17 protein-coding genes and 2 pseudogenes are annotated in these 21,212 nt (G+C 64.6%); 10 read left to right on the forward strand and 9 right to left on the reverse strand.

Going from position 1 to position 21,212, the window contains the following annotated elements:
• Window positions 1–53: 53 nt before the first annotated feature.
• The gene (locus AB0L63_RS26660) at window positions 54–542 is read left to right on the forward strand and encodes a hypothetical protein (RefSeq protein WP_364505842.1); all 489 of its coding nucleotides are present in this window, start codon (window positions 54–56) and stop codon (window positions 540–542) included.
• Here the strand turns inward: AB0L63_RS26660 and AB0L63_RS26665 are convergent.
• From AB0L63_RS26665 to AB0L63_RS26690, 6 genes are all read right to left on the reverse strand, one after another.
• A complete protein-coding gene (locus tag AB0L63_RS26665; RefSeq protein WP_364505844.1) occupies window positions 539–1,792 on the reverse strand; it encodes a DUF5933 domain-containing protein in 1,254 nt (417 codons plus the stop codon). The genes AB0L63_RS26660 and AB0L63_RS26665 overlap by 4 nt on opposite strands.
• Before the next feature lie 401 nt (window positions 1,793–2,193).
• Entirely contained in the window at window positions 2,194–2,994 is an 801-nt protein-coding gene (locus tag AB0L63_RS26670) for a DUF1460 domain-containing protein (protein ID WP_364505846.1), read from the reverse strand.
• 539 nt (window positions 2,995–3,533) lie between these two features.
• Window positions 3,534–4,625, reverse strand: coding sequence for an ABC transporter ATP-binding protein (locus AB0L63_RS26675; protein ID WP_364505848.1), 1,092 nt, complete (start codon window positions 4,623–4,625; stop codon window positions 3,534–3,536).
• A gap of 46 nt (window positions 4,626–4,671) precedes the next feature.
• Window positions 4,672–5,526: a carbohydrate ABC transporter permease gene (locus AB0L63_RS26680; protein ID WP_364505850.1), complete on the reverse strand. Its 855-nt coding sequence runs from the start codon at window positions 5,524–5,526 to the stop codon at window positions 4,672–4,674.
• On the reverse strand, window positions 5,523–6,368 hold the full coding sequence (locus AB0L63_RS26685) for a sugar ABC transporter permease (protein ID WP_364505852.1): 846 nt from the start codon (window positions 6,366–6,368) through the stop codon (window positions 5,523–5,525). The genes AB0L63_RS26680 and AB0L63_RS26685 overlap by 4 nt, the downstream gene beginning before the upstream one ends.
• A gap of 2 nt (window positions 6,369–6,370) precedes the next feature.
• Window positions 6,371–7,678: an ABC transporter substrate-binding protein gene (locus AB0L63_RS26690; protein WP_364505854.1), complete on the reverse strand. Its 1,308-nt coding sequence runs from the start codon at window positions 7,676–7,678 to the stop codon at window positions 6,371–6,373.
• 242 nt (window positions 7,679–7,920) lie between these two features.
• On the opposite strand from AB0L63_RS26690, the gene AB0L63_RS26695 reads away from it, so the two are divergent.
• The 3 genes from AB0L63_RS26695 (at window position 7,921) to AB0L63_RS26705 (ending at window position 13,192) form a co-directional block, all read left to right on the forward strand.
• A complete protein-coding gene (locus AB0L63_RS26695) occupies window positions 7,921–8,196 on the forward strand; it encodes a hypothetical protein (protein WP_364505856.1) in 276 nt (91 codons plus the stop codon).
• Window positions 8,197–8,684: 488 nt separating this feature from the next.
• On the forward strand, window positions 8,685–10,259 hold the full coding sequence (locus AB0L63_RS26700; RefSeq protein WP_364505858.1) for an amino acid permease: 1,575 nt from the start codon (window positions 8,685–8,687) through the stop codon (window positions 10,257–10,259).
• A gap of 497 nt (window positions 10,260–10,756) precedes the next feature.
• Window positions 10,757–13,192 carry a hypothetical protein gene (locus tag AB0L63_RS26705; protein ID WP_364505860.1) on the forward strand — a complete coding sequence of 812 codons (2,436 nt, stop codon included), beginning with the start codon at window positions 10,757–10,759 and terminating at the stop codon, window positions 13,190–13,192.
• 60 nt (window positions 13,193–13,252) lie between these two features.
• Here the strand turns inward: AB0L63_RS26705 and AB0L63_RS26710 are convergent.
• Window positions 13,253–13,689, reverse strand: a pseudogene (locus tag AB0L63_RS26710) (helix-turn-helix domain-containing protein).
• Between the two features lie 409 nt (window positions 13,690–14,098).
• On the opposite strand from AB0L63_RS26710, the gene AB0L63_RS26715 reads away from it, so the two are divergent.
• Entirely contained in the window at window positions 14,099–14,368 is a 270-nt protein-coding gene (locus AB0L63_RS26715) for a metal-sensitive transcriptional regulator (protein WP_364505862.1), read from the forward strand.
• A 721-nt stretch (window positions 14,369–15,089) separates the two neighbouring features.
• Here the strand turns inward: AB0L63_RS26715 and AB0L63_RS26720 are convergent.
• Complete coding sequence (locus AB0L63_RS26720; protein WP_364505864.1) at window positions 15,090–16,334, reverse strand: cation:proton antiporter; 1,245 nt, start codon at window positions 16,332–16,334, stop codon at window positions 15,090–15,092.
• Between the two features lie 5 nt (window positions 16,335–16,339).
• A complete protein-coding gene (locus AB0L63_RS26725) occupies window positions 16,340–16,822 on the reverse strand; it encodes a TrkA C-terminal domain-containing protein (protein ID WP_364505866.1) in 483 nt (160 codons plus the stop codon).
• 397 nt (window positions 16,823–17,219) lie between these two features.
• Here AB0L63_RS26725 and AB0L63_RS26730 point away from each other — a divergent pair.
• The 5 genes and pseudogenes from AB0L63_RS26730 to AB0L63_RS26750 form a co-directional block, all read left to right on the forward strand.
• Window positions 17,220–17,423: pseudogene (locus AB0L63_RS26730) on the forward strand (SDR family oxidoreductase); the annotation flags it as partial.
• 9 nt (window positions 17,424–17,432) lie between these two features.
• A complete protein-coding gene (locus tag AB0L63_RS26735; RefSeq protein WP_364505868.1) occupies window positions 17,433–18,470 on the forward strand; it encodes an iron-containing redox enzyme family protein in 1,038 nt (345 codons plus the stop codon).
• A 28-nt stretch (window positions 18,471–18,498) separates the two neighbouring features.
• A complete protein-coding gene (locus AB0L63_RS26740; RefSeq protein WP_364505870.1) occupies window positions 18,499–19,149 on the forward strand; it encodes a HemK2/MTQ2 family protein methyltransferase in 651 nt (216 codons plus the stop codon).
• Window positions 19,112–19,342 (forward strand): CDGSH iron-sulfur domain-containing protein, encoded by a 231-nt coding sequence (locus AB0L63_RS26745; RefSeq protein WP_364505872.1) that lies wholly within the window; start codon window positions 19,112–19,114, stop codon window positions 19,340–19,342. Before AB0L63_RS26740 ends, AB0L63_RS26745 begins: the two co-directional genes overlap by 38 nt.
• Before the next feature lie 497 nt (window positions 19,343–19,839).
• Window positions 19,840–21,210 (forward strand): MFS transporter, encoded by a 1,371-nt coding sequence (locus tag AB0L63_RS26750; RefSeq protein ID WP_364505874.1) that lies wholly within the window; start codon window positions 19,840–19,842, stop codon window positions 21,208–21,210.
• Window positions 21,211–21,212 lie beyond the last annotated feature (2 nt).

The raw sequence follows: 21,212 nt of genomic DNA on the forward strand, positions 1-21,212 counted from the left end.
AGCGAGGTCTGGTGCCGAGTGGGGAATTAGACTCGGCGTGGTGGGGCAGGACAATGGCTGATGCGAAGCGGCTTGCGGTAGTCGGTGGCGTTGTGGTTGCGGCCGTTGTGGTTGCGATCGTGGCGTTCGTGGTCTCGCGTGGTAGTGACTCGGGCAGTGACGCGACTCCGATCGAGCGCCCGGACGATACGACGCCGATAGCCGCGGTGTGGGCGGTGCCGAAAGTCTTTCTGGGCGAATGGAAGGGCGTTGCCGCCGACGGTGTCGCCACGCACGATATCGTGCTCACCATCAAGTCCGGGAAGAATGCCGAGGAGGTCGCCACCTCGTCGGATACCGATCAGGGTTCCGGCAACCGTTGTGAACGCATCGGCCGGCTGATCAGCGGTACCGAGACCGAACTCGTATTCGTCGCGCGCGTGACCGGTGGCGTCGGCTGCGAAGAAGGTATGTCCTCGACGGTCGAGCTGCGGCCGGATGGCACCGTCACCTACCGGGCGGGGCAGGGCGGTGCCATGACCGGCACACTGCGCCGAAGTTAGTGGCTCAGTACCTTTTCCGAGTCGTTCGAGACCTTTTCCGCGAACCAGGTCCGATAGAAAACGCCGGCCAGGGCGGTGAAGACGCCGAGGATCGCGACGCAGGACGGGAACGGGTAGGTCGCCATCGGCAGCGCGAGGAAGCGCACGCACAGCAGCACTCCGGCGAAGGTCGCGATGCCGAAGGCCACGACCTGGATGCGGGCGCGGTCCCACCCCCGGTCCGGATCGCGCAGCGTGGATTCGACGGTCAGGCACAGCGTTGCGCCCGCGACGAGGTCGACGCCGTAGTGGGCGCCGAGGCCGAGCGTCGCGACCAAGGTGCAGACCAGCCAGAACGCGCCACCCCAGCGCAACCAGAGCGGCCCGCGCCGGGAGTGGATGAACAGCGACAGCGCCCAGGCCGTATGCAGTGACGGCATGCAGTTACGCGGTGTGATGCCGTCGAACGGCATCGAATCGACCGAGAACGGCAGTGCTGGAACGATATTCGGCCAGACATCGGCGAGTTCGAAACCCTGCCCCTGCGGGCCGAACGCGAGCACCGGCCCGACTACCGGGAAAACCACATAGAACAGCGGGCCGACCACGCCGAGCGTCAGGAATGTGCGCACCAGATAGTGCCGCGGCCATACGCCCGCAGTCACCCCGCGCAGCTGCCATGCGGCCACCACAATGGCCGCGACCGGCAGTTCGAAATACACCCAACGCACCACGGCCAACGGCACCGGTCCGGTCGCGTCGAGTGCCTGTCCGACGAGCCACGACGGATTGCCGAGCGCGCGATCGGCCAGTTCCGCGTACGGATCGAGTACCGTCGGGCAAGCCCATGCGGTGATGTCCAGCCAGATCTCGCCGACCTTGGTCGCCAGAATCAGCAGCGTACCGAGAGCGATTGTGCGCAGCGCGGTTTCGCGCCGTGCACCGGTCCAGCGCACGGCGGCGATCACCGCGAGCGCGGTGAGCACAATGGTCGGACCGTTTCCGACGGTGAACGCCCGCCCCTCGATCGCGCGAATGATCACGAAGACCACATCGATGCCGACCGCAGCCGCCAGCGCGCGTGCGCGCACATTCCACGAAACACCGATGAGCGCCAGCAGAAATCCGGCCCACGGTGTGGTCGCCGACTTGGGCCGGCCGACATAATCCCAAGAGAGGCTCGTCAGCGGCCCGAGCGCGTTGATATGCACAGCCATCAACTGCCCCGCGATCAACACCACCACCGCGCCGATGACGCTGCCCCAGACCAACCGAGCTCGACCCCGACGCGCAGTCCCCACTTCCCCCGGAGGTGCGACCGATCTTTCTTGCGCGTCCTGAATCAACATCCCGACATCGTAAACAGGATGTGAACATCGCCGTGCGCCCCGATTAACGCAACCTGGGAACTCTCTGCGCCCTTGCGTATTCGGCGTCCGACCAACTCGATCGCGGTGTAGCGGTGGACCGGTGCTGGCGAGGTCGTGGGTGTCGTTCTCGAAGGCCGACGGTTACCAGTCGATTCCGGCCGATCGGTGCCGAAAGACAAGGTGTGACAATGACTTTCGGTCCACGTCATGGACGTCGCGGATGTTGCCATCGAGTCCAGCGGGGCGGACGAAACCTACTTGCCCACTGTCGCATGGCCGGTTCCGTTTCGTTGTCTGCGCGATTACTGCGCCCGAAGCACCATGATGCCCGGGGTCGTCCGCACGTAGTCCGCGAAGGGGGAGTCGACCACCTTGTTGTTGGCGGCGAGTGAGGATGCGTTGCGGAAGACCGGGCCGCTCGGTGTCATGACGAAGATGCCGACGTGGGTGACATCGAGCCCCGCCTGGTCGGCGTACGCGCCGACGTAGTCACCGGTGCGCAGTCCACCGATGACGCCCGCGTCCACCGCGGCACTGGGGATGTAGGTGATCTCGCGATCGACCACCGGCAGGCCCGGAAGATACTTTCCGCCATCGGCTTTCGCGTTGAGGTGCTTGGTGACGGTCACCGCCGCCGGGCTCAGCGTGCCGGTGATATCGGTGGCCGCAATGCGCGTGGTATGCGACCAATCGCTGAAGAAGTGCTTGCGCTGACGGAATTCGACGCGGCTGTCGGTGTAGCGGGTCGCGATCAGATTCGCCACGAACTGGTCCCGATCGGTCGACCTGCTGAGCGCCTCGACATAGTCGAGATAAGTGAAGCAATCCACCCGCCGCAGGTCGATGACCAGTTGTTCGGGCTGGTCCGCCGAACCGATGAGCATATCCGCGCCATACGGCGTCCCGAGCAGGCGAGCTGACAGCCGTTCGATCAGCTCACCCTTGCTCGCACCTGGCGCAGCAGCCCGCAGTGCCAGCAACTCATCGATCTTCCCGGCACTGGCGTCATCGCTGCTCGGTGCTCCGATTGCGGCGGGCGCCGTCGGCATGGCCATCCCGACAAGTGCCGAGATGATGAGCAGTACGCGGGCGATGCTGCGCAAAAGGTCCTCCAGCCGGGAAACGGGTCATTTCCGCCACGGTAGTCCGCGTCGGGCGCTCTTCGGTCGCCGAGCTGGAGAGCGCCACGGCGACTCCTTGATCCGCAGGGGATTCCGTTGCGAGCCCTGCTTTCCGAGTCGAACAGTTTGGACACGGAATGATCACGATGTTGCTGTCTCGTTATCTGAAAAGCAGCATCTGTCGACGGATACTGCCTGGTGGAGCACGATTCGACCGGACTTACAGATGCAAGCGCGCCTGGGTCCCGCCGGCGGCCGCACTCGACGTGACGATTCCCGGCAAGTATGGCAGGCTCAGTGATCGAGGCCGGGGTGCAGAGGTTTCCCTCGCACAACGGTCGGCGTAACCACGGGAGACCCCAGCTGCGGCTGGGGTCTTCGTGTGTCCGCGGTATGTATCGTGCCCTGAGCAGGCGAAACTGTCTCGGTGGTTCGTTAATGCAACTGGTGTTCGCGGAGGGCTCCCTCTGGAATATTCGACAGTCGAACAGATCGGATACGGCGAAGTATCGACCGGATATCTACTCTGAGTCCTCCAGCAATAATCCGGTCTCCGGGTCGTACCAGCGGCAGGCATGCGGTGGCAGGTGCAAATTCAGCGCATCGCCCTGGTCGGCCGGGAAACTCGGCCGCGCCTGAATCTTGACGGTCTGTCCGCTGACATCGGTGGTCAACAGGGTGGCCGAGCCGAGCGGCTCGAGCACCTGGAGTTCGGCGCGCACCGAATCGGTGCCCGCTTCTTCGTCGACGACAATAGCCTCGGGCCGGATGCCCAGATCGAGCTTTTTACCGTTGAACGATGCGAGCGCGGCGGGGACCGGCAGTGACTGCCCGCCGAGATCGATATGCGGTCCGTCGTCGCCGATGTCGACGATCCCGGTGAGGAAGTTCATTGGCGGGCTGCCCAGGAAGCCGCCGACGAATTCGGTCGCCGGACCGTCGTATACCGCGGTCGGCGAACCACATTGGACGATCACTCCGTCGCGCATGACCGCGACGTGATCGCCGAGCGACAGCGCCTCGACCTGGTCATGGGTGACATAGATCGTGGTGGTGCCGAGCTCGCCGACCAGCTTCTTCAACTCGGCGCGGAACGAAAGCCGCAGCAGCGCGTCGAGATTGGACAGCGGTTCGTCCATGAGCAGCACATCGGCATCCATGACGATCGCGCGCGCCACCGCGACCCGCTGGCGTTGGCCACCGGACAACTTCGCCGGATACCGATCCAGGTACGGCGTGAGCTGCAGCAGATCCGCGGCCCACGCGACCTTGCGTCGGATCTCCTCGGCGGGCACACCGTGCACCCGCAGCCCGAAGCCGATATTGTCAGCGACCTTCTTATTGGGGAAGACGGCATACGACTGGAACACCATCGACAGGTTGCGCCGCCGCGGTTCGAGATAGGTGACATCCTGGCCGCCGATCACGATCTGCCCCGAATCGGGCAGTTCCAGTCCGGCGATCATGCGCAGCAGCGTCGTCTTCCCGCAGCCGGACGGCCCGACCAGCACCATGAATTCGCCGTCGGCGACCTCGAGTGAGACCTGATCGGTGGCGCGCGTCGTGCCGCCGGGATAGGTCTTCACCAGATCCCGCAGAATCACCTCGGCCATATGCCGTGCACCCCTGTCATCCCAACCTCTGTCATCCCAACCTCTGTTATCTCAGCGTCGTTCCCCACATATTCACCAGATAGCGCCGCATCACGAAGATGAAGACCAGCGCCGGAATGATCAGCGCGAACCCGCCCGCGAACCGGTACGGCGTCGACGCCTCGCCGAGCGTGGTGAGCACCTGCGCGGGCAGTGTGCGATGTCCGAGCGTCACGATGGTCGCGCCGAGGATCTCGTTCCACGACAAGACGAACGTGAAGATCGATGACGCCGCGAGCCCGGGAAGCGCGAGCGGCACAACGACTTTGCGCGCCGCCTGCCAGCGTGTGCAGCCGAAGACGCGCGCCGCCTCCTCGAGGTCGGCTGGTACCGCGACGAAAATGCTCGCCGTGATGAGCACGGTGGTCGGCAGCGCGAGCGTGGTGTGTACGAGCGTCACCGCGAAGACCGTGTCGTAGACATCCAGCCGCAGGAACATCGTGGCCAGCGGCACCGACAGCACCACAATCGGCAACGCCCGCACGAACAGGATGAATACCTGATAGGTGTCCTTGCCACGGAAGACATTGCGCGCCAACGTGTATCCGGCGGGCGCACCGATGGCCAGCGACCAGAATACCGTGTAGATCCCGACGAGCACCGAGTTGCCCAGCGCTGGAACGGTTCCGGTCGCGCGGAAGAACGATTGCAGCGTCTCGGTGGAGAATTCGCTGGGCAGCAATGGCTTCGGGAATTCGTTCAACGACTCGCGCGAGGACACCGCGGCGAGTCCGATCAGCACGATCGGCAGCGCCATGAACAGCGTCACCGCGATACACGCCAGCTGCACGCCGATGGCGCGCCACCGACGCCGGCGCAGCGGTGCGCGGTCGATCGGCGGCAGCATCGTTGCTTCACTCATCGCGACCCTTCCGGTGCTCTGATCGTCCGCAGATAGAACACCGCGGTACCGAGCGAGATGGCCAGCACCACAAGGGAAACCGCGCTCGCCACCGCCGGATTCTGCAGATTCGAGTACCACTCGTAGGTCTCGCCTACCAGTAGCGGAAAGTCGCGCCCGGTGAGTGCCTGCGCGACAGCGAAGGCCTGCAGCGCGAGGATGGTGCGCAGGATCAGCGCCACCTGCAGACTCGGTCCGAGCTGCGGCAGCGTCACATGCCGCAGCCGCTGCCAGAAGTTGGCGCCGAATACTTGCGCGGCCTCGTCGTAATCCCGCGGAATCAACTGGACACCCGCCACGACGATGACGAAGACCAGTGCGGTCGCCCGCCAGATCTCGGCGATCACCACCGCGAGCAGCATGGTGCCGGTGTGCTGATAGTTCAACCACTGCACACCGTTCTCGGACAGCCCGAGCCAGACCAGCAGCGAGTTCAGGTATCCACGATTGCCGAAGATCGACAGCCACACCAGTCCGGCGGCCAGCTCGGAGATCGCCAACGGCACACACCACAGGTAGAAGTGGCCGCTCGCGAACCGCGGCCGCGCCTGCATCAGCAACGCCATACCGACCGCGAGCACCAACTGGATCGGCACCACGATCACGATCAACAACAGCGTATTGCGCAGCGAGGTAAGGAAATACGGATCGTCGAACAAACGCCGCCAGTGCGCGAGCGTGAAGCCGTGATCGTCGCTGAACGCGTCGAAGACCGCCCGCACCAGCGGCCAACCGAACAGCGCGGCCAACAGCACGATGGAGGGCAGCAGCAGAATCCACGGGGAACCGAGTCGCGCGCGCATACCTACCCCACCCCGCAGTTGCCGGCGACGGGATCCGGCGCCCAGCACGGCACTTTCAGCTCGTCGAGAATGCCCTGCAGCACCCGCGCCTGCTGGTCGAGTGTGGTCCGAATATCGGCTCCGTCCAACACAATCGAGCGGAAGCTGTCCTTGAACACCTTGCTCACCTCACCCTCACGCTGACCGAGTCCGACTGGCGGCAGCGACAGGATCGCGCCCTGCGCCTGCTGCTGTCGATGCACGGCATCGGCTTCGAGTTTCACCGCCGGTGGTAGGTCGGCCGGGATGGTGGTTTCGACCGACGGGAAGAAGCCATTCGAGCGCAGCAGTTCGATCTGGGTTTCCGGCTTGGTCAGCGCGCTGATGGTGCGCTGGGCGAGTTCGGCATCGGTGCTGCCCTTGGGAATCGCGAGGCCGGCGACCACGGCCATGTAGCCGAGGCCGTGTTTGCCGCGCGGTGCGGGCAGCATGCGCCAGTCCTGCGGGTCGTGCTCGGGCGCGTGTACGAGGCGGACGACGTGATCCCAGGCCATGCGCACTTCGCCGCCGACCAGTGGTTCCTGCATGAAGTCGTAATTCGTACTCGACTGGGCGCAGTTGGCCCACAGTTCGCGGAAATACTGCCAGGCTGTCACGGCCTCGGCCGAGCGGAAGGTGGTGATCTGACCGCCGGTGAACGACGGCAGCAAATAACCCTGTGTGAAGCGATGCAGCAGTCCTTTGGGACCGGCGGGCAATCCGAGCATCGGTCGGTTGCCGTTGGCGCGGCGCGTGGCGATCGCCCAGTCGAGGAACTGGTCGTAGGTCAGTGCGGTGGCATCCGTACCCGAGGGCAAGTGTTGCAGCGCCTCGGCGTGCGCGGCGAGTACGTAACTCGCTGTGGCCCAGGGGATATACCACGTCCGATCGGTACCGGCCCGCGCCAGTTGCAGGTAGGCGGCGGGCCAGCCGCGGTTGCCGAGGTCGGCGAGCAGGCCGGTGAGATCCTCGAGATAGCCGTCGGCCAGCGGCGCGATATCGCCGTGCAGCCCGCCGAGCAGACCGACCTGGGTCGCGCCGGCCCCGACCTGGCTGCGCACTTGACTCGCGAACGGACTCTCCTCGATGGTCACGTAGCTGAGGCCAGGTGCGGTCTCGGCCAATAGATTGCGGAACCGCTCGGCCTCGTCGGCGGGGCGGAATTGTGTGGAGAGAAAAAGCATGCCGCCACTTCCGGTGGTGGCGAAGCCGGTGCACGCGGCGGTGAGCGCGAGGGTACCGATGCCCGCCGCGCCGAAGAACGACCGGCGCGTCAGGCCGGACGTAGGCATGTGTGGCTCCCGAGGCAGGAATGGACCCGGTCGAGCCGACACCAATCCATCATGCCCAGATACAAACAGATGCAGCGCATAATCGAACGCGCGACTTTCCCGTGACTGAGAACAAAACCCGAGTTGTGTTGCGGCACAAATAAAAAGGAAGTTGCCCCTCTCAAAAAATTTATGAAGATCTTTGGATAACGAGTTCTTTACGCACCGCCCAGCCGGTCGCCGGGACACCTATGCTCGGTGCCTTGCACGAGCGCTTGCCCGGTATCGCCACCGACGCCCACTTCTGGCCGCTGCTGCTGGACCTGATCGCCGCCGAGCACTCGATCCGCGGCCGCTTCGAAACGGTGTGGTCCAACCTGCCGGCGGAGCGCCGCATCGATCTGGAACACCGCATCAGGGAACTCGGCCTGAACATCCGCCTGGCGCCGGTAGCCACCACGACACTCTCGGTGGACGAGGTCTTCTACCGTCGCCGCCAGATGCGCCGTCGCTACGACGCGGCGCAGAGTTGGGACTGATTGTGGCTGTTCCAAGTCCGGCACGTTGATCGCGAAATTCTGTGCCAGCCAATAGATCACCAACGTCGACTCCTGCGCGGTGCCGGTCTGCATGGCGTGCGAGGGATTGCACGCCGAAACGGTGGAGTCGATCGCCGCCTGGCGGGGCAGCGCTGGTCGCGGGCTGCCCTGCCCACGGAATGCCCGGCACCACAACGGTTGTCACGGTCACGATCGGATTGTCGTGCACAGCATTCGAGCGGAACAGCAGCTGCTCGGGTGTACGCCGGGAAGGGAATGTCGAGCACCCGCGGCTGCACTTCGCGGCTGCGCACGCTGTGCCCCGGCTGATTGCGCGAACCGGCTCGGTGGGCGTCCTGGACGCGATAGTGCTCCGCGCGGGGCTGCTGGAGTACCCGTTGAATCTTCAAATAAACGGACTTTGAATGTGCCGCTGAATAACGGTACATTCTTCCGCGACATGACTTCCCTCACTGGAAGGCCTGGTCATGATCGGAGTTCGGGGACCAGTTGAATTATCGGCGCTCGCGGATGCGCTGCATGCCGAGGATGTCGGTTATCACAGATCGCTGCGCGCACGCCAAGTGCAGATGATCGCGATCGGTGGGGTGATCGGCACCGGGTTATTTCTCGGTGCCGGTGGCCGGCTCGCCAGCGCCGGACCAGGATTGTTCCTGGTATATGCCGTGTGCGGCGTATTCGTCTTCTTCATCCTGCGCGCACTCGGCGAACTGGTGCTGCACCGGCCCTCCCCTGGATCGTTCGTCTCGTATGCGCGCGAGTTCTATGGGGAGAAGCTGGCTTTCGCCGTCGGGTGGACCTACTTCTTCCACTGGTGCATGACGGGAATCGTCGATATCACCGCCATCGCCACCTATGTGCGATATTGGGGCGCATTCGAGGTCGTCCCGCACTGGGTGATCGCGCTCATCGCGCTGATCGCGGTGGTGAGTACCAATCTGATCTCGGTGCGCTGGTTCGGCGAGCTGGAGTTCTGGGTCGCACTGATCAAAGTCGTTGCGCTGGTCGGCTTTTTGATCATCGGCACGATTTTCCTGGCCGGCCGCTTTCCGATTCAAGGCGCGCCGACCGGTGTCGGGGTGATCACCCAGCACGGCGGATTGTTTCCGACCGGTGCGCTGCCGCTGGTCACGGTGACTACCGGTGTCGTATTCGCCTATGCCGCAGTCGAACTGGTCGGCATCGCGGCCGGTGAGGCGGAGCGTCCGGAGACGATCATGCCGCGATCGATCAACTCCGTCATCGCCCGCATCGCGCTGTTCTACGTGGGCTCGTTGGTACTGCTCGGACTGCTGTTGCCCTATTCGGCTTTTCGGGCGGGGGAGAGTCCGTTCGTCACGTTCTTCGCGAAAATCGGTGTGCCAGCGGCAGGTTCGATCATGAATCTGATCGTGCTCACGGCCGCCTTCTCCAGTCTCAATGCCGGGTTGTACTCGACCGGCCGGATTCTGCGTTCGATGTCGATGAACGGCAGCGCGCCCGGTGTGGCCTCGCGCATGTCGCGTACCGGCGTACCCTACGTCGGTGTTCTGGCCACCGGTGCGATCGCGCTGATCGGGGTGGGACTCGATGCGGTGGTGCCGGACAAGGCCTTCGAGATCGTGCTGAACGTATCCGCGCTCGGCACCATCGTGTCGTGGACCGCGGTCCTGCTCTGTCATCTTCGACTCTGGCGCGAATGGCGCCGGGGCTTGGCTTGGCGCCCGGCCTCCCGCCTACCCGGCGCCCCCTATACCGATGTGGCGACTCTGCTCTTCCTGGCTACCGTAGTAATCCTGATGGCCTGCAGCGACGATATGGTCCAGCGCGTCGCCGTACTCGCCATGCTCGTCATCCTGGTACCGGCCCTGATCGGCGGTTGGTTCGTGGCCCGCGGAAAAGTATTGCGAATCGCCCGCATCCGTCAGCATCACACCGGCCAATTTCCGGTACTGGCCGAGCGGCCACCCCTGGGTCCCTCGGCCGAACCGGAAGTGATCATCGAACCGGAAGTGATCATCGAGGCTCCCAAATCCCGCTACGCAGACCCGGATCCCCGCTAGGGGCCGTTATACGTCGGGAGATTCGACGATTTTCGCGGCGGCGCGTATTCGAGGTCGCAGCGATGGACGAGCAATCGTCACGATTCCTCGATCGGTCCAGCGGTTCGCCGCGGGGACAGACCGGCAGGTATGGCATCTGCCTCTGGAAAACACTGGGCTACAGACACTTTCGTGACCTCTCAGCGCTCGATCTGCGACAACCATGAGCGCCGCTACGGCGACGACGATGCACCGGACAGCGCGAACATTCCGCGACCGCGCGGTGCGAACAGACGGTGAACAGCCGCGGTCGGGATATAGACGAAAAGCCAACGGGCTCTGATGGTTTCGCAGTGCTCTGTTCACTGGTCCGAGGGTGGTCGTTCATAACACGTGGTTAGCGTTCGGGTGGTCGCTTCCGGAGACTGTTGAGCAGCTCTGAGGGTTGTCCGCTTCGATGCTCGCCTTGCCATGCCGTGCCTGCGACTGGGTGCGCGGAAACGAATCAGGTTGTGGTAGTGAACAACTGGAGATCAGATTACTGGGATCCGGATCGGTGGCAGTTGCCCACGGTGCTGCGGCGGGGTCATGCGTGGATACGCGCGACGCGGCGGCGGCGCTGGACGGTCGGCGTTCTGCTCACCGTCTTCGTTTTGGTCGTCTTCCCGGGTTTACTCGGTGCCACGGCCACGGCCACGGCCGAAAGCAGCACCCGCTCCGCGGGATCGTCGGTCGGCAGTGCGCTCGGCTGGACCCATGTCGCCGATTCCTCGGGGGTCGAGGCCGCCAGCTATATATTCGCCACCGACCACGGCGGTGTGTTCAATCCGGGCGATACCGCGATATCCCTGGTGATCGGCCTGGAGTTCGCGGGCTGGAAAATCATTGTGATCACGGCGATCTGGCTGATCGGCTACGCCCTGAGTTTCGAGTGGTTGAACCTCTTCTCGAAAGCACTGCTCGGTGTGGCGCACAGCCTGACCGGACAGATCGCTACGCCGATCATGTTGGTGACAGCCGCGACGATCGGCGCATTCTTCGTCGCGTGGTTCGTCGTGCGCGGCCTCTACTCCAAGGCCACCCTGCAAGTGGTGTGCATGGTCATGGTCGGATTGCTGGGGCCGATATTCCTCGCCGAGCCACTTGCCGATGTGCTGTCCTCGGACGGTCTGCTGGCGAAGGGCCGTGACCTCGGCATTTCGGTGGCGGCTGGATTGAACCGCGATAACAATATCGATCCGTCCCACATGGTGGCGACCATGCAGGGCACGCTGACCGACAACTTCGCCCGTCGTCCATTGCAAGTCTGGAACTTCGGGCATGTGGTCGACGAACAGCCGTCTTGTCGTGCCGCGTGGTCGGCCGGTGTCGCGGCGCGCAGCGAGGACCGGGTGAAACGGGGCATTGGTGCGTGCGGGGACGGCGCGGCCAAGGAATCGATGGAGAATCCGAATTTCGAACAGATCGGCACCGGCCTCTTGCTGCTGCTGGCCGGGGCCATTCTGCTCGCCTTCGGGGCTGTGCTCGCGATCAAGGTGATCCGGGCGGCCCTCGACACGATCTATCACGGATTGATGTCGATCTTCGGTTTCGCCGCAGGCGGATTCGTGTACGGACCCACGCAGACGTTCCTGATCCGCAATGTCGTCGACGGCTTCGTCGCCGCGGCGCGCATGACGGCCTACACCATCTTTCTCGGCGTGTATGTGCTGATCCTGGGGGACCTGTTCACGCTTGCCGGCGATCAGGTCATGGTGGTGTTCATCATCGGTGCGATCTTCGAAATCGTGGCGATCCTTCAGCTCAAACGCCTCAGTAATGGTCTGGACCGCGGCAATGAGTGGATCGCGAATCGGTTCGCACTGGCTGTGCAGGGCACCGGTGGTGGCGCACGCGGTTCGGGTGGCCGCGGGACCGCCCTCGGTATGGGAGCGGCCGGGGCAGCGCATTCCATGCGCATACTGCCCGCACTCGCCGCCTTCAGCACCGTCAGCAATTCGCCTGCGACCGAATGGCTGTGGGGACGGACCCGGTCACCGCTGCGGCCGTTCGCCCGCAGGGAGCGCCAGTCGCAATTGGCGCAATGGGGATTCTGGACCTCGCCAGGAGTGGGTGGACCTATCGGCTCCTACGCCCAGGCGTACCTGCACCGGCCCATATTCGCGCGGGCTGCCCGGGAGGCCGCAGAGGCCGCGGGTGGCATCAATACCGTTCGCGGCGCGGCCGCGGCATTGCAGGGTCTGGAAGATATCGGCGGGAAGGTCAGCGATGCACCGGCCGCGCTGCTCGCCGCCGGATTCACCGACGAGGACATCTTGTTCAATGCCATTCGCTCGTGGTCGATCGTCGATGGCAACTCCAAGGACTGGACGATGGCCAACAACCATCTCGGGCATGCGGTCGCCGCGGTCCAACGCGTCCAGGACTCGTCGCTTCGCCTCATCCGAGGTGAGAGTGATCCAGGCGAGGTCGCGGCGGATCTCGCCACCTTGCAGGCCGCCGCGTTCCGGTATCGGCGCTCGGTTCCCGCGGGCGTCACTCTCGATGGGGGCTTAGCCAACGGCATGGAGGAGCAATTCGTCACCGCATACCTGGACGCACCGTCGGCGGAAGTGGCCCAAGACCTCCAACGACTAGCCAATGGCACTACCGCCACCGGCCCGTTGGCTGGTAGCGCATTCGATCAGCGCACCGCCCAGCGCATGATGGGGGCGATCGGAAGTAGGCAGGCGGACCGGGTCCTGAACAGCGTCAACGAGGCGTTGGGCGATCCGACGAACCAACAGTTGCTCCGGGTGGCTCGTGGCCACATCTCCGACGCGACGCTGACCGACCAAGCGTTGAGCGGGGCCAAACGAACCGCGACGAACACACCGACGCCGCCGGCCCCGAACAGTCCGGAGCGGCCGGGGTGGGCTCCACCGATGGTCCTGGTCGGCAATCGGCTCAACTGAGAGTCCGGTCGTCTGTGCCGTCGTCGACTATTCATCCAGACAATCTCGCCGGTCAGGGCGTTATGCCTGGTTGCCGATGGGTCCTGAGTCTTCGGTGTCCGGTGCGGTCGGTAGTCCTTCGCTCGCCCGCAGCTTCTCCGCCATCGTGGTGAGCAGAGTCTGCGATTCCTCGGAGAGATCGAAAGCTCGGCTCATAGTCGGCGCAGGTGATAGCCCTGGAGTTGCGACAGCAGTTCCAGGTCGTGGTCGATTTTGGCGGCGTAGACGTCGTTGAAGAAGTAGTCCGGTTCGACCTTGAAGAACTTGGCGAGGGCGGCCATGGTCTCGTTGGACGGATTGGTTCGTTGTCCCGACCGCAGCTGGGACAGATAGGGTTTCGAGATCGGGTATCCGGAGTTCGTCAACACGTCCGCGACCTCCGCATTGGTATGCGATCGGCGGCCCGGGGGATGCACGGTTTCGAATAGCTTGTTCAACCGCTCGGCGAAATCAGCCATCTGAGGTGCCCATCTTCTTCGCTGTCCTGGTGAACCGATCAGCGGTTCGCTGTGCGCTGTCGACGAAAACCACTCCGGCCCATGGGGTCCGACGTCGAATCGCAAGTGTGTTCGGTTACTACCTGGGATTGCCTGGTAGGAAACGGATCGAAACATCGGCCTCGCAGGCTACCGTGCCCGCTCGTGGACCACTCGGGCGATGTCTGTGCGTGGTACCGGCCGGCCCGCCCGGCCGCTGCGACATTCCCCGCCACCGCCATGGTGAGCGGGCGCACCGAAACACCCATGGCGCGCAGGCGGGCCGAATCGATGCACTGAACGAGGCGGCTGTGGGCGGTCCTGAACCACTTCTATACCCCACGGGGTATACTTGGTCAATTCGATCGAAGCGAGTCGAGGAGACGATCTCATGGTTGGTGACGAGGAGAGCATCGCCCAGGTGCTCAACCGCCTGCGCCGCGCACACGGACAACTCGCGGGCGTGATCTCGATGATCGAACAGGGCCGCGACTGCAAGGATGTCGTCACCCAACTCGCCGCGGTATCCCGTGCCCTCGACCGCGCCGGCTTCAAGATCGTCGCCAGTGGGCTGCGCGATTGTCTGACCCGGGAGACGGCCGACGGGGCGGAGCCGATGACTGTCGATGAACTCGAGAAACTCTTCCTGGCGCTGGCCTGACCCGAAGGATCGGAGCTGCGGTTCGGTCAAGGCGCTGCGGAGTTCCGCGGTGAGCGATGGACCGTCGCCGTCACCACGCCCGCGGCGACCATCACGCCGCCGCGGCGGCGACGGAGGCGGTCCAATTGCGCAGCCGCGCTTGCGCGAATCCGGGAAAGCGTCTTCCCCCGCGACGTCCCATCGATTAATGTGTCGTTATATAGCGGTACGTTAATTAAGGGGAGATAGCTATGGAGATCGCGACGAAGTTCTGGACGATGCGTCGTGTAGTGGTCACGATGCTTTTCAGCATCGCGCTGGTGATAGTCACGATCGCCTCGCCGCACCTTTTCGCGGCCTCGGCCGGGCCTCGGGATTCGCACGGCCCCGGGGGTGGTCACGGCTACGGAGCGGGAACGCGCCCTAACAGCAATGACCACAGTCAGCGCAACAGCGGCTACGGGTCCGGAGTGCGCTCCAACAGCGACGGCCACGATCAGTACCGGGGCCGCACCGAGAATCCCTGCCAGTACACCCCGACAGGGACCTGCGGAGCGCGCTGACGACGTGCTCCGGGGAATTAGCGGTCACCACCGGCCCGGCTCATCCAGACATGGAACACTACGACCAGTGCGATGCCAACCTGCGTAACCCGTCCAGATCCAGCCGGTATTCGCCGGCCGTGGCGCGGTGTGAGGTGTCGGTTCGATCGCCGCGAGCGCGTGTCGACGATCTCATCGGCTCAACTCGCTACGCCATCCGCGCTGGCCTCATCGAACCCGGACGGTTCCAGCACCGCAGCAGGATCCGGCGCGACAGCGGGTCTTCTGGTGCACCAGACCATGATCGGTTCGATCACCCGTGCGGCGATCGGCCCCAATACCGCCATGAACAGCACGTATGTCGTCGCCAGCGCCGCGAACGCGGCCGGAACCGCACCCGCGGTGACCGCCAAACCGGCGATAACGATGGAGAACTCGCCATGGGCGACCAGCGCGGTGCCCGCTCGGGCCCGTCCATAACGTGACGCTCCGACACGTTTGGCCGCCCACCAACCGGTCGCCACCTTCGTTGCCGTCGTTACCGCTGCCAGCAGGCACGCCCATCCCAGCACCGGCGGAATGGAAGTCGGATCCGTGCTCAGCCCGAACAACACGAAGAACAATGCCGCGAACAGATCCCGCAGTGGCTCCAGCAGCTTGGTGGCATTGTGCGCCGTCGAGTCCGAGATCGCGATGCCGAGCAGGAACGCCCCCACCGCCGCCGAGACCTGCACCGCCGTCGCCACACCAGCCACCAATAACGCCGACCCCAGCAGCTTCAACAGGAAGACCTCGTTGTCCTTGCTGTCGACGATCATCGACACATATTTGCCGTATCGCAGTGCGACGATCATGACCACCGTCACCGCGGCCAACGCGATACCCAGGGTCTTCAGCCCCGCGAGGAACCCGACACCGGCCAGCACCGCGGTCAACACCGGCAGATACCCAGCCATGACCAGATCCTCGAATACCAGGATCGACAGAATCGTCGGCGTCTCCCGGTTACCGAGCCTGCCGAGATCGTTCAGCACCTTCGCCACAATGCCGGAGGAGGAGATATATGTGACTCCGGCCATCGCGATCGCCCCGGTGAAACCCCACCCCAGCGCCAACGCAACCAACACTCCGGGCGTGGCGTTGAGCACGATATCGAGCACGCCGGCCGCCCAGGACTTGCGCATCCCGGTCACCAACTCGCTGGCGCTGTATTCCAGCCCGAGCAGCAGCAACAACAGCACCACCCCGATCTCGCTGGCCAAGTGGATGAACTCGTCCACCTGGTGCAGCTCGACCATCCCGCCGGTGCCGAACACCAACCCGCCGATCAGATACAACGGGATCGGCGACAACCCGATTCGCGCCGCGACCCGACCCAGCAAACCCAACCCGAAAAGCACCGCGCCCAGCTGAATCAACGCGAGCGCGGTCTCATGAGCAACCATCGGCCTCAGCCGTTGGTGAGGGCTTCGGCGGCGGCCGCCAAGCCGTCGGCGGTACCGACAACAACCAGCACATCACCGGCCGTGAACAAGAAATCGGGCCCCGGCGAGGCGATCGCATGCCCCGCCCGCATCACCGCAACTATGGACGTCTTGGTACGGGTCCGCATCTGCGTCTCCCCGAGCAGCCGTCCGTCATACACCGACCCGCCCCGTATCGTCAGCTGCCGGGTTGTCACCCCCTCCAGGTCGCGATGCTCTTCCTCCAACTGTGCGACCAATTGCGGCGCACCCAGCAGGTTGGCAAGCAAGGCCGCCTCCCGCGGCGACAACGAGATCTGATCGGTCACATCCGGGTTGTCCGGTCTGCCGACGATCAGATCGATCGTGCCGTCCCGATGATCGATCACCCCCACCCGACGACCAGAGCTCTTCAATGAGAAGTCCTTGCGTATACCGATACCCGGCAAAGGTGTCACCTCAACATTCACCCGACCACCATAACCGGGCAAATCGGGCAAGCATGGTGAATGTTCGGCTCGGCAACCCCTCCGCGACCTGGGATGCCCTGCTCTGGCCACGCAAGAGGTCCTCATCCAGATCCTCGGTCCGAGGCGGTGCGGACGGGCCAGCCGCCGGATCGACCAACTATGACCGCGGTCTGGGCCGCTCAGTCGACCGTGCACTCCCCGAGCAGTCCTGAACAGTGCTTTTCTCCTGTGCTGCGGGCACCCGATCAACCGTTCCGGTATCAACCTGTGCCCGCGTCACTGGTTTGGCCGCCCGCCTGCGGGTATCCGCACGACACAGCGCGCGTCCGAGAGGATGACCGATCATGGGAGACGAGATGTCGACGGTGCCCAATTGTGGTGAGCCCAGCCGCCGTGGGTCGTGCCCGGCCCGGTCTGGACGCCGTTGATCCCGGCGACTATGTCGGTGGAGCAGGTCGCCAACTTCGGTGCGGTCGCCCTACTGGGCCGTGCCGGACAGCCGGCCGAACTCGCCGGCCCCTCCGTGCTGCTTGCTTCCGACGAGGACAGCTGCATTTCCGGTGCGCGCCTGGCTGTAACCGGAGGCAGACCGATTCTGTGAGAGGAACCCATGCGAAGTCCGATCGCGCGTACCCGCCGACCGCTCCCGCGACCCTGTGGAGAGCTGTCGGCGGCGGTGCTAGAGGCCCTCCGGACTCCCGCCGGGTCGCCTATTCCTGGCGTGCGTGCAGCCGATCCATCCGACCGAGACCTGCACTCGGCGCTGCACACCTGCTACGCGTTGCACTATGAAGGCTTCGACGGTGTGGATGCCGAATGGGAATGGGATCCCGGACTTCTGGGCCTACGCGCCGAACTGGAGAGCCGGTTCCTGGCCGCACTGCATGCCGAAACGGCCGGCGGTGCCGATCTCGACGCCGAACTCGACGACTTGCTCGCCGTCCCCGCCGAGGAAACCGGTCTCAGTGTTTTCCTGCGTGACGAAGGACAGCCGTGGCAGCTACGCGAGTACTTCATCCATCGCTCGATCCTGCACCATCAGGAAGCCGACCCGTATGCATGGCTGATTCCGCGCCTGCGCGGGCAAGCCAAGGCCGCGCTGGTCGCCGTCGAATTCGACGAGTTCGGCGGTGGGCACGGTGACCGCATTCACCAGCGGCTCTACGCGGATCTGCTGGCGGGCGCGGGGTTGAGCCCTGACTATCTGCACTATCTGGACGTTGTACCAGCGCCGATGCTGGCCCTGGTGAACATGATGTCGCTGTTCGGTCTGCATCGGGAGCTGCGCGGTGCGGGGGTGGGGCATTTCGCCGCCGTTGAGATCACCTCGTCCCCTGGTTCGCGTCGCCTTGTGGACGCACTGACGAGGCTTGATGCGGATCCGGCTTGCGTGCTGTTCTACCGCGAACATGTGGAGGCCGACGCTGTGCACGAACAGCTCATGCGCCGCGGCGTGATCGGCGATCTGGTGGCGCGCGAACCCGAACTGCGCGAGTCCATGGTTTTCGGCATTCAAGCGACCACCATGCTCGAACAACTTTTCACCGATCACGTGCTCGGCTGTTGGTGCGAGGACCGTACATCGCTGCTCGCGGAGGTGGCCGAAATATCCCGGGATGCGACGACGCTCAGGTCGAGCGCGGATTGAGTCGCAAATTCCTGGCTATCCCGTCTATATGATGTTGATTCGCCCGCCCGGTGTGTACCGGCCGCAGGCCGATACGCGGTTACTGGTGGACGCGCTGAACGAGGCCGACGTACCGCGGCACAGTCGGGTGCTGGACATCTGTACCGGTACCGGGGTGCTGGCCATTCAGTCCGCCCGCGCTCGTGCCGCGTCGGTCACCGCTGTGGATATCTCACGGTCCGCGGTGGCCGCGGCCTGGCTCAACAGCCGGCTACGCGGGCTCGATATCGAACTGATCCTCGGTGACTTCCGAAAAGTGCTGCACGGCAGGAGCTTCGACGTGATTGTGACCAATCCTCCCTATGTGCCCACCGCGGTAGAGGGGCCGCCACGGGGGATCGCGCGATGCTGGGACGCGGGACACGACGGCCGCTCGGCGATCGACGCCCTGTGTCGGCTCGCTCCCCAATTGCTTTCCAACACAGGAATGTTGCTCATGGTTCATTCCGCAATGTGCGGCACCGACACGACATTGACCCGCCTCCGACAGGTTGGACTCAAAACCGCGGTAGTCGCCAGGGCGAGCATCCCGTTCGGCCCGGTGCTTCGCCGCCGCGCCGACTGGCTACTCGCCCGCAGCCTCATCCACGCCGGACAACAGCATGAGGAACTGGTGGTCATCCGTGCCGACCGACCCTGAGAACGACCGGCGGACAATCACATACACCGCCGAAGGTCCCGCCCTCATCGAAGGGCCGGTAGAACTTGTCACCGACGACGGGCGGACGATCCACTGCGACCGATGCGTGGTGGCGCTGTGCCTGTGTCGCCGTTCCGCGATCTACCCGCTGTGCGACACCAGCCACCGCAAACTTCGCCGCACCACCCGGTAGCCCGGCTCGATACGCGCCATATCGGCCCGGACCTGCCCGCCAGCAAACTGTCGCGTCATGACCGAGACCCAGACCGTCGCCGAGGCCAGTGAACCGGTTGTGCGCGCGTTGCTCGATCCCGACGGTCCTGCCGGCAGCTTCTTCGACCAGGGAGGAGCGGTCCGAGGGGGCGAGAGACCGCCGTCGCAGCATGTCGGTGTTGCCGATGGCGGCCGACCAATGCTTGGCCGGTGTTGGGCCGCGAGACCTCCGCTGCTGAGCGCTGCGGCTACCGGAGAATTCCCCTCTTGATCGATTGTGGACCGATGGTATACAACTGGTACACAGTCCGTTGGTGACCGGCTTCACAGTCGGTTCGACGGGATGGGACAGCTCGGTGGTTGCGCCAACAACCACCGAGCCCGGCAGTACCTTCCACCGCCCGATTCGACGTCTACGTGCAGGTAGACGTGGGACAGGTGGATCGTCAGGTAGCGACGAATCGACGAGGAGTCGACATGGCAACCGCCAGAATCAAATCTATCAATCGACGGCCACACACCAGTTTGCCGGTCATCGCCGGCTCTAGCCTGGCTGGCACGGCAGTGGAGTGGTACGACTTCTTCCTGTACGGCACCGCCGCTGCGCTGGTGTTCAACAAGCTGTTCTTCCCGTCGGAAGATCCGCTGGTCGGGACCATGCTGGCCTTCGCGACCTATGCCGTGGGCTTCATCGCCCGGCCGTTGGGCGCGGCGGTGCTCGGCCATTTCGGCGATGTGAAGGGGCGGCGTGCGACGCTGATCGTCAGCCTGGTGCTGATGGGGGTGTCGACGTTCCTGATCGCGCTGTTGCCGACCCACGCCACGATCGGTGTGGCAGCCCCGCTGCTGCTGGTGTTGCTGCGGCTGGTACAGGGCTTCGCGCTGGGCGGCGAGTGGGGCGGGGCGGTGCTGCTGGTCTCCGAACACGGTGATTCCCGGCATCGCGCCTTCTGGTCGGCGTGGCCCAACCTCGGCCCGCCGCTGGGCAATCTGATGGCTGCGGGCGTGCTGGCGTTGCTGGGTGCCGTGCTGTCGGAGGAGGCGTTCCTGTCGTGGGGATGGCGCATCGCGTTCGCGCTCTCGGCGCTGCTGGTCGTGATCGGCCTGGTCTTGCGCTTGTACGTCGCAGAGACGCCGTTGTTCGAGCAGACGCGAGCCGCGACGAGTCCGCGGTTGGTGCGCATGCCGCTGAGCGCGGCCGTTCGCGGGCACTGGCGTCAGATCCTGCTCGCCGCGTTCAGCCGGTTCGGCGAGAACGCCGGGTTCTACATCTTCTCGCTGTTCGTCATCACCTATCTCACCCAGATCCGCGGCCTGCCACGCAGCACCGGATTGAACGCGGTGATGATCGGCATGGCAGTGGCCCTGGTGACGATTCCGCTATTCGCGGTGCTGGCCGACCGGATAGGCCGCCGTCCGATCTACATCGGCGCCTCGCTGGCGACGATCGTGTGGGCATTCGCGTTCTTCGCGTTGCTCGATACCACCGCCACCGGTGCGATCTTCCTCGCGGTCGCCGTCGGGCTCGTGATCTTCGCTGCCTACAGCGCGGTGATCGGCGCCTTCTTTTCCGAACTGTTCCCCACCGAGGTCCGCTATTCGGGGGTGTCGCTGGCGTACAACCTGGCCTCGGTGCTGGCCGGATCGCTGGCCCCGATCATCGCCATCGCGCTCTATGACCACTTCGGCACCGGCCAAGCCATCGCCGTTTACCTGGCGGTCATGGGGGCTGTCTCGCTGACAGCCGCGCTGGTGGCGCGCGAGACCCGCACGGTGGATCTCGCCGACGTGCACGAGGAAGCGCCACTACCCGGCACTTCCCCCGACACGGCAGTTGTCATCCCGTAACG

It is taken from the genome of Nocardia sp. NPDC051990 (genome assembly GCF_040680755.1).
Lineage (GTDB): Bacteria > Actinomycetota > Actinomycetes > Mycobacteriales > Mycobacteriaceae > Nocardia.

What these genes read in the sequence shown, in the direction of transcription:
- AB0L63_RS26740 (WP_364505870.1), top strand. Translation starts at nt 18,499, where the DNA reads ATGATGTTGATTCGCCCGCCCGGTGTGTACCGGCCGCAGGCCGATACG.
- AB0L63_RS26675 (WP_364505848.1), bottom strand. Translation starts at nt 4,625, where the DNA reads ATGGCCGAGGTGATTCTGCGGGATCTGGTGAAGACCTATCCCGGCGGC.
- AB0L63_RS26690 (WP_364505854.1), bottom strand. Translation starts at nt 7,678, where the DNA reads ATGCCTACGTCCGGCCTGACGCGCCGGTCGTTCTTCGGCGCGGCGGGC.
- AB0L63_RS26750 (WP_364505874.1), top strand. Translation starts at nt 19,840, where the DNA reads ATGGCAACCGCCAGAATCAAATCTATCAATCGACGGCCACACACCAGT.
- AB0L63_RS26735 (WP_364505868.1), top strand. Translation starts at nt 17,433, where the DNA reads ATGCGAAGTCCGATCGCGCGTACCCGCCGACCGCTCCCGCGACCCTGT.
- AB0L63_RS26720 (WP_364505864.1), bottom strand. Translation starts at nt 16,334, where the DNA reads ATGGTTGCTCATGAGACCGCGCTCGCGTTGATTCAGCTGGGCGCGGTG.
- AB0L63_RS26680 (WP_364505850.1), bottom strand. Translation starts at nt 5,526, where the DNA reads ATGAGTGAAGCAACGATGCTGCCGCCGATCGACCGCGCACCGCTGCGC.
- AB0L63_RS26685 (WP_364505852.1), bottom strand. Translation starts at nt 6,368, where the DNA reads ATGCGCGCGCGACTCGGTTCCCCGTGGATTCTGCTGCTGCCCTCCATC.
- AB0L63_RS26745 (WP_364505872.1), top strand. Translation starts at nt 19,112, where the DNA reads ATGAGGAACTGGTGGTCATCCGTGCCGACCGACCCTGAGAACGACCGG.
- AB0L63_RS26660 (WP_364505842.1), top strand. Translation starts at nt 54, where the DNA reads ATGGCTGATGCGAAGCGGCTTGCGGTAGTCGGTGGCGTTGTGGTTGCG.
- AB0L63_RS26700 (WP_364505858.1), top strand. Translation starts at nt 8,685, where the DNA reads ATGATCGGAGTTCGGGGACCAGTTGAATTATCGGCGCTCGCGGATGCG.
- AB0L63_RS26715 (WP_364505862.1), top strand. Translation starts at nt 14,099, where the DNA reads ATGGTTGGTGACGAGGAGAGCATCGCCCAGGTGCTCAACCGCCTGCGC.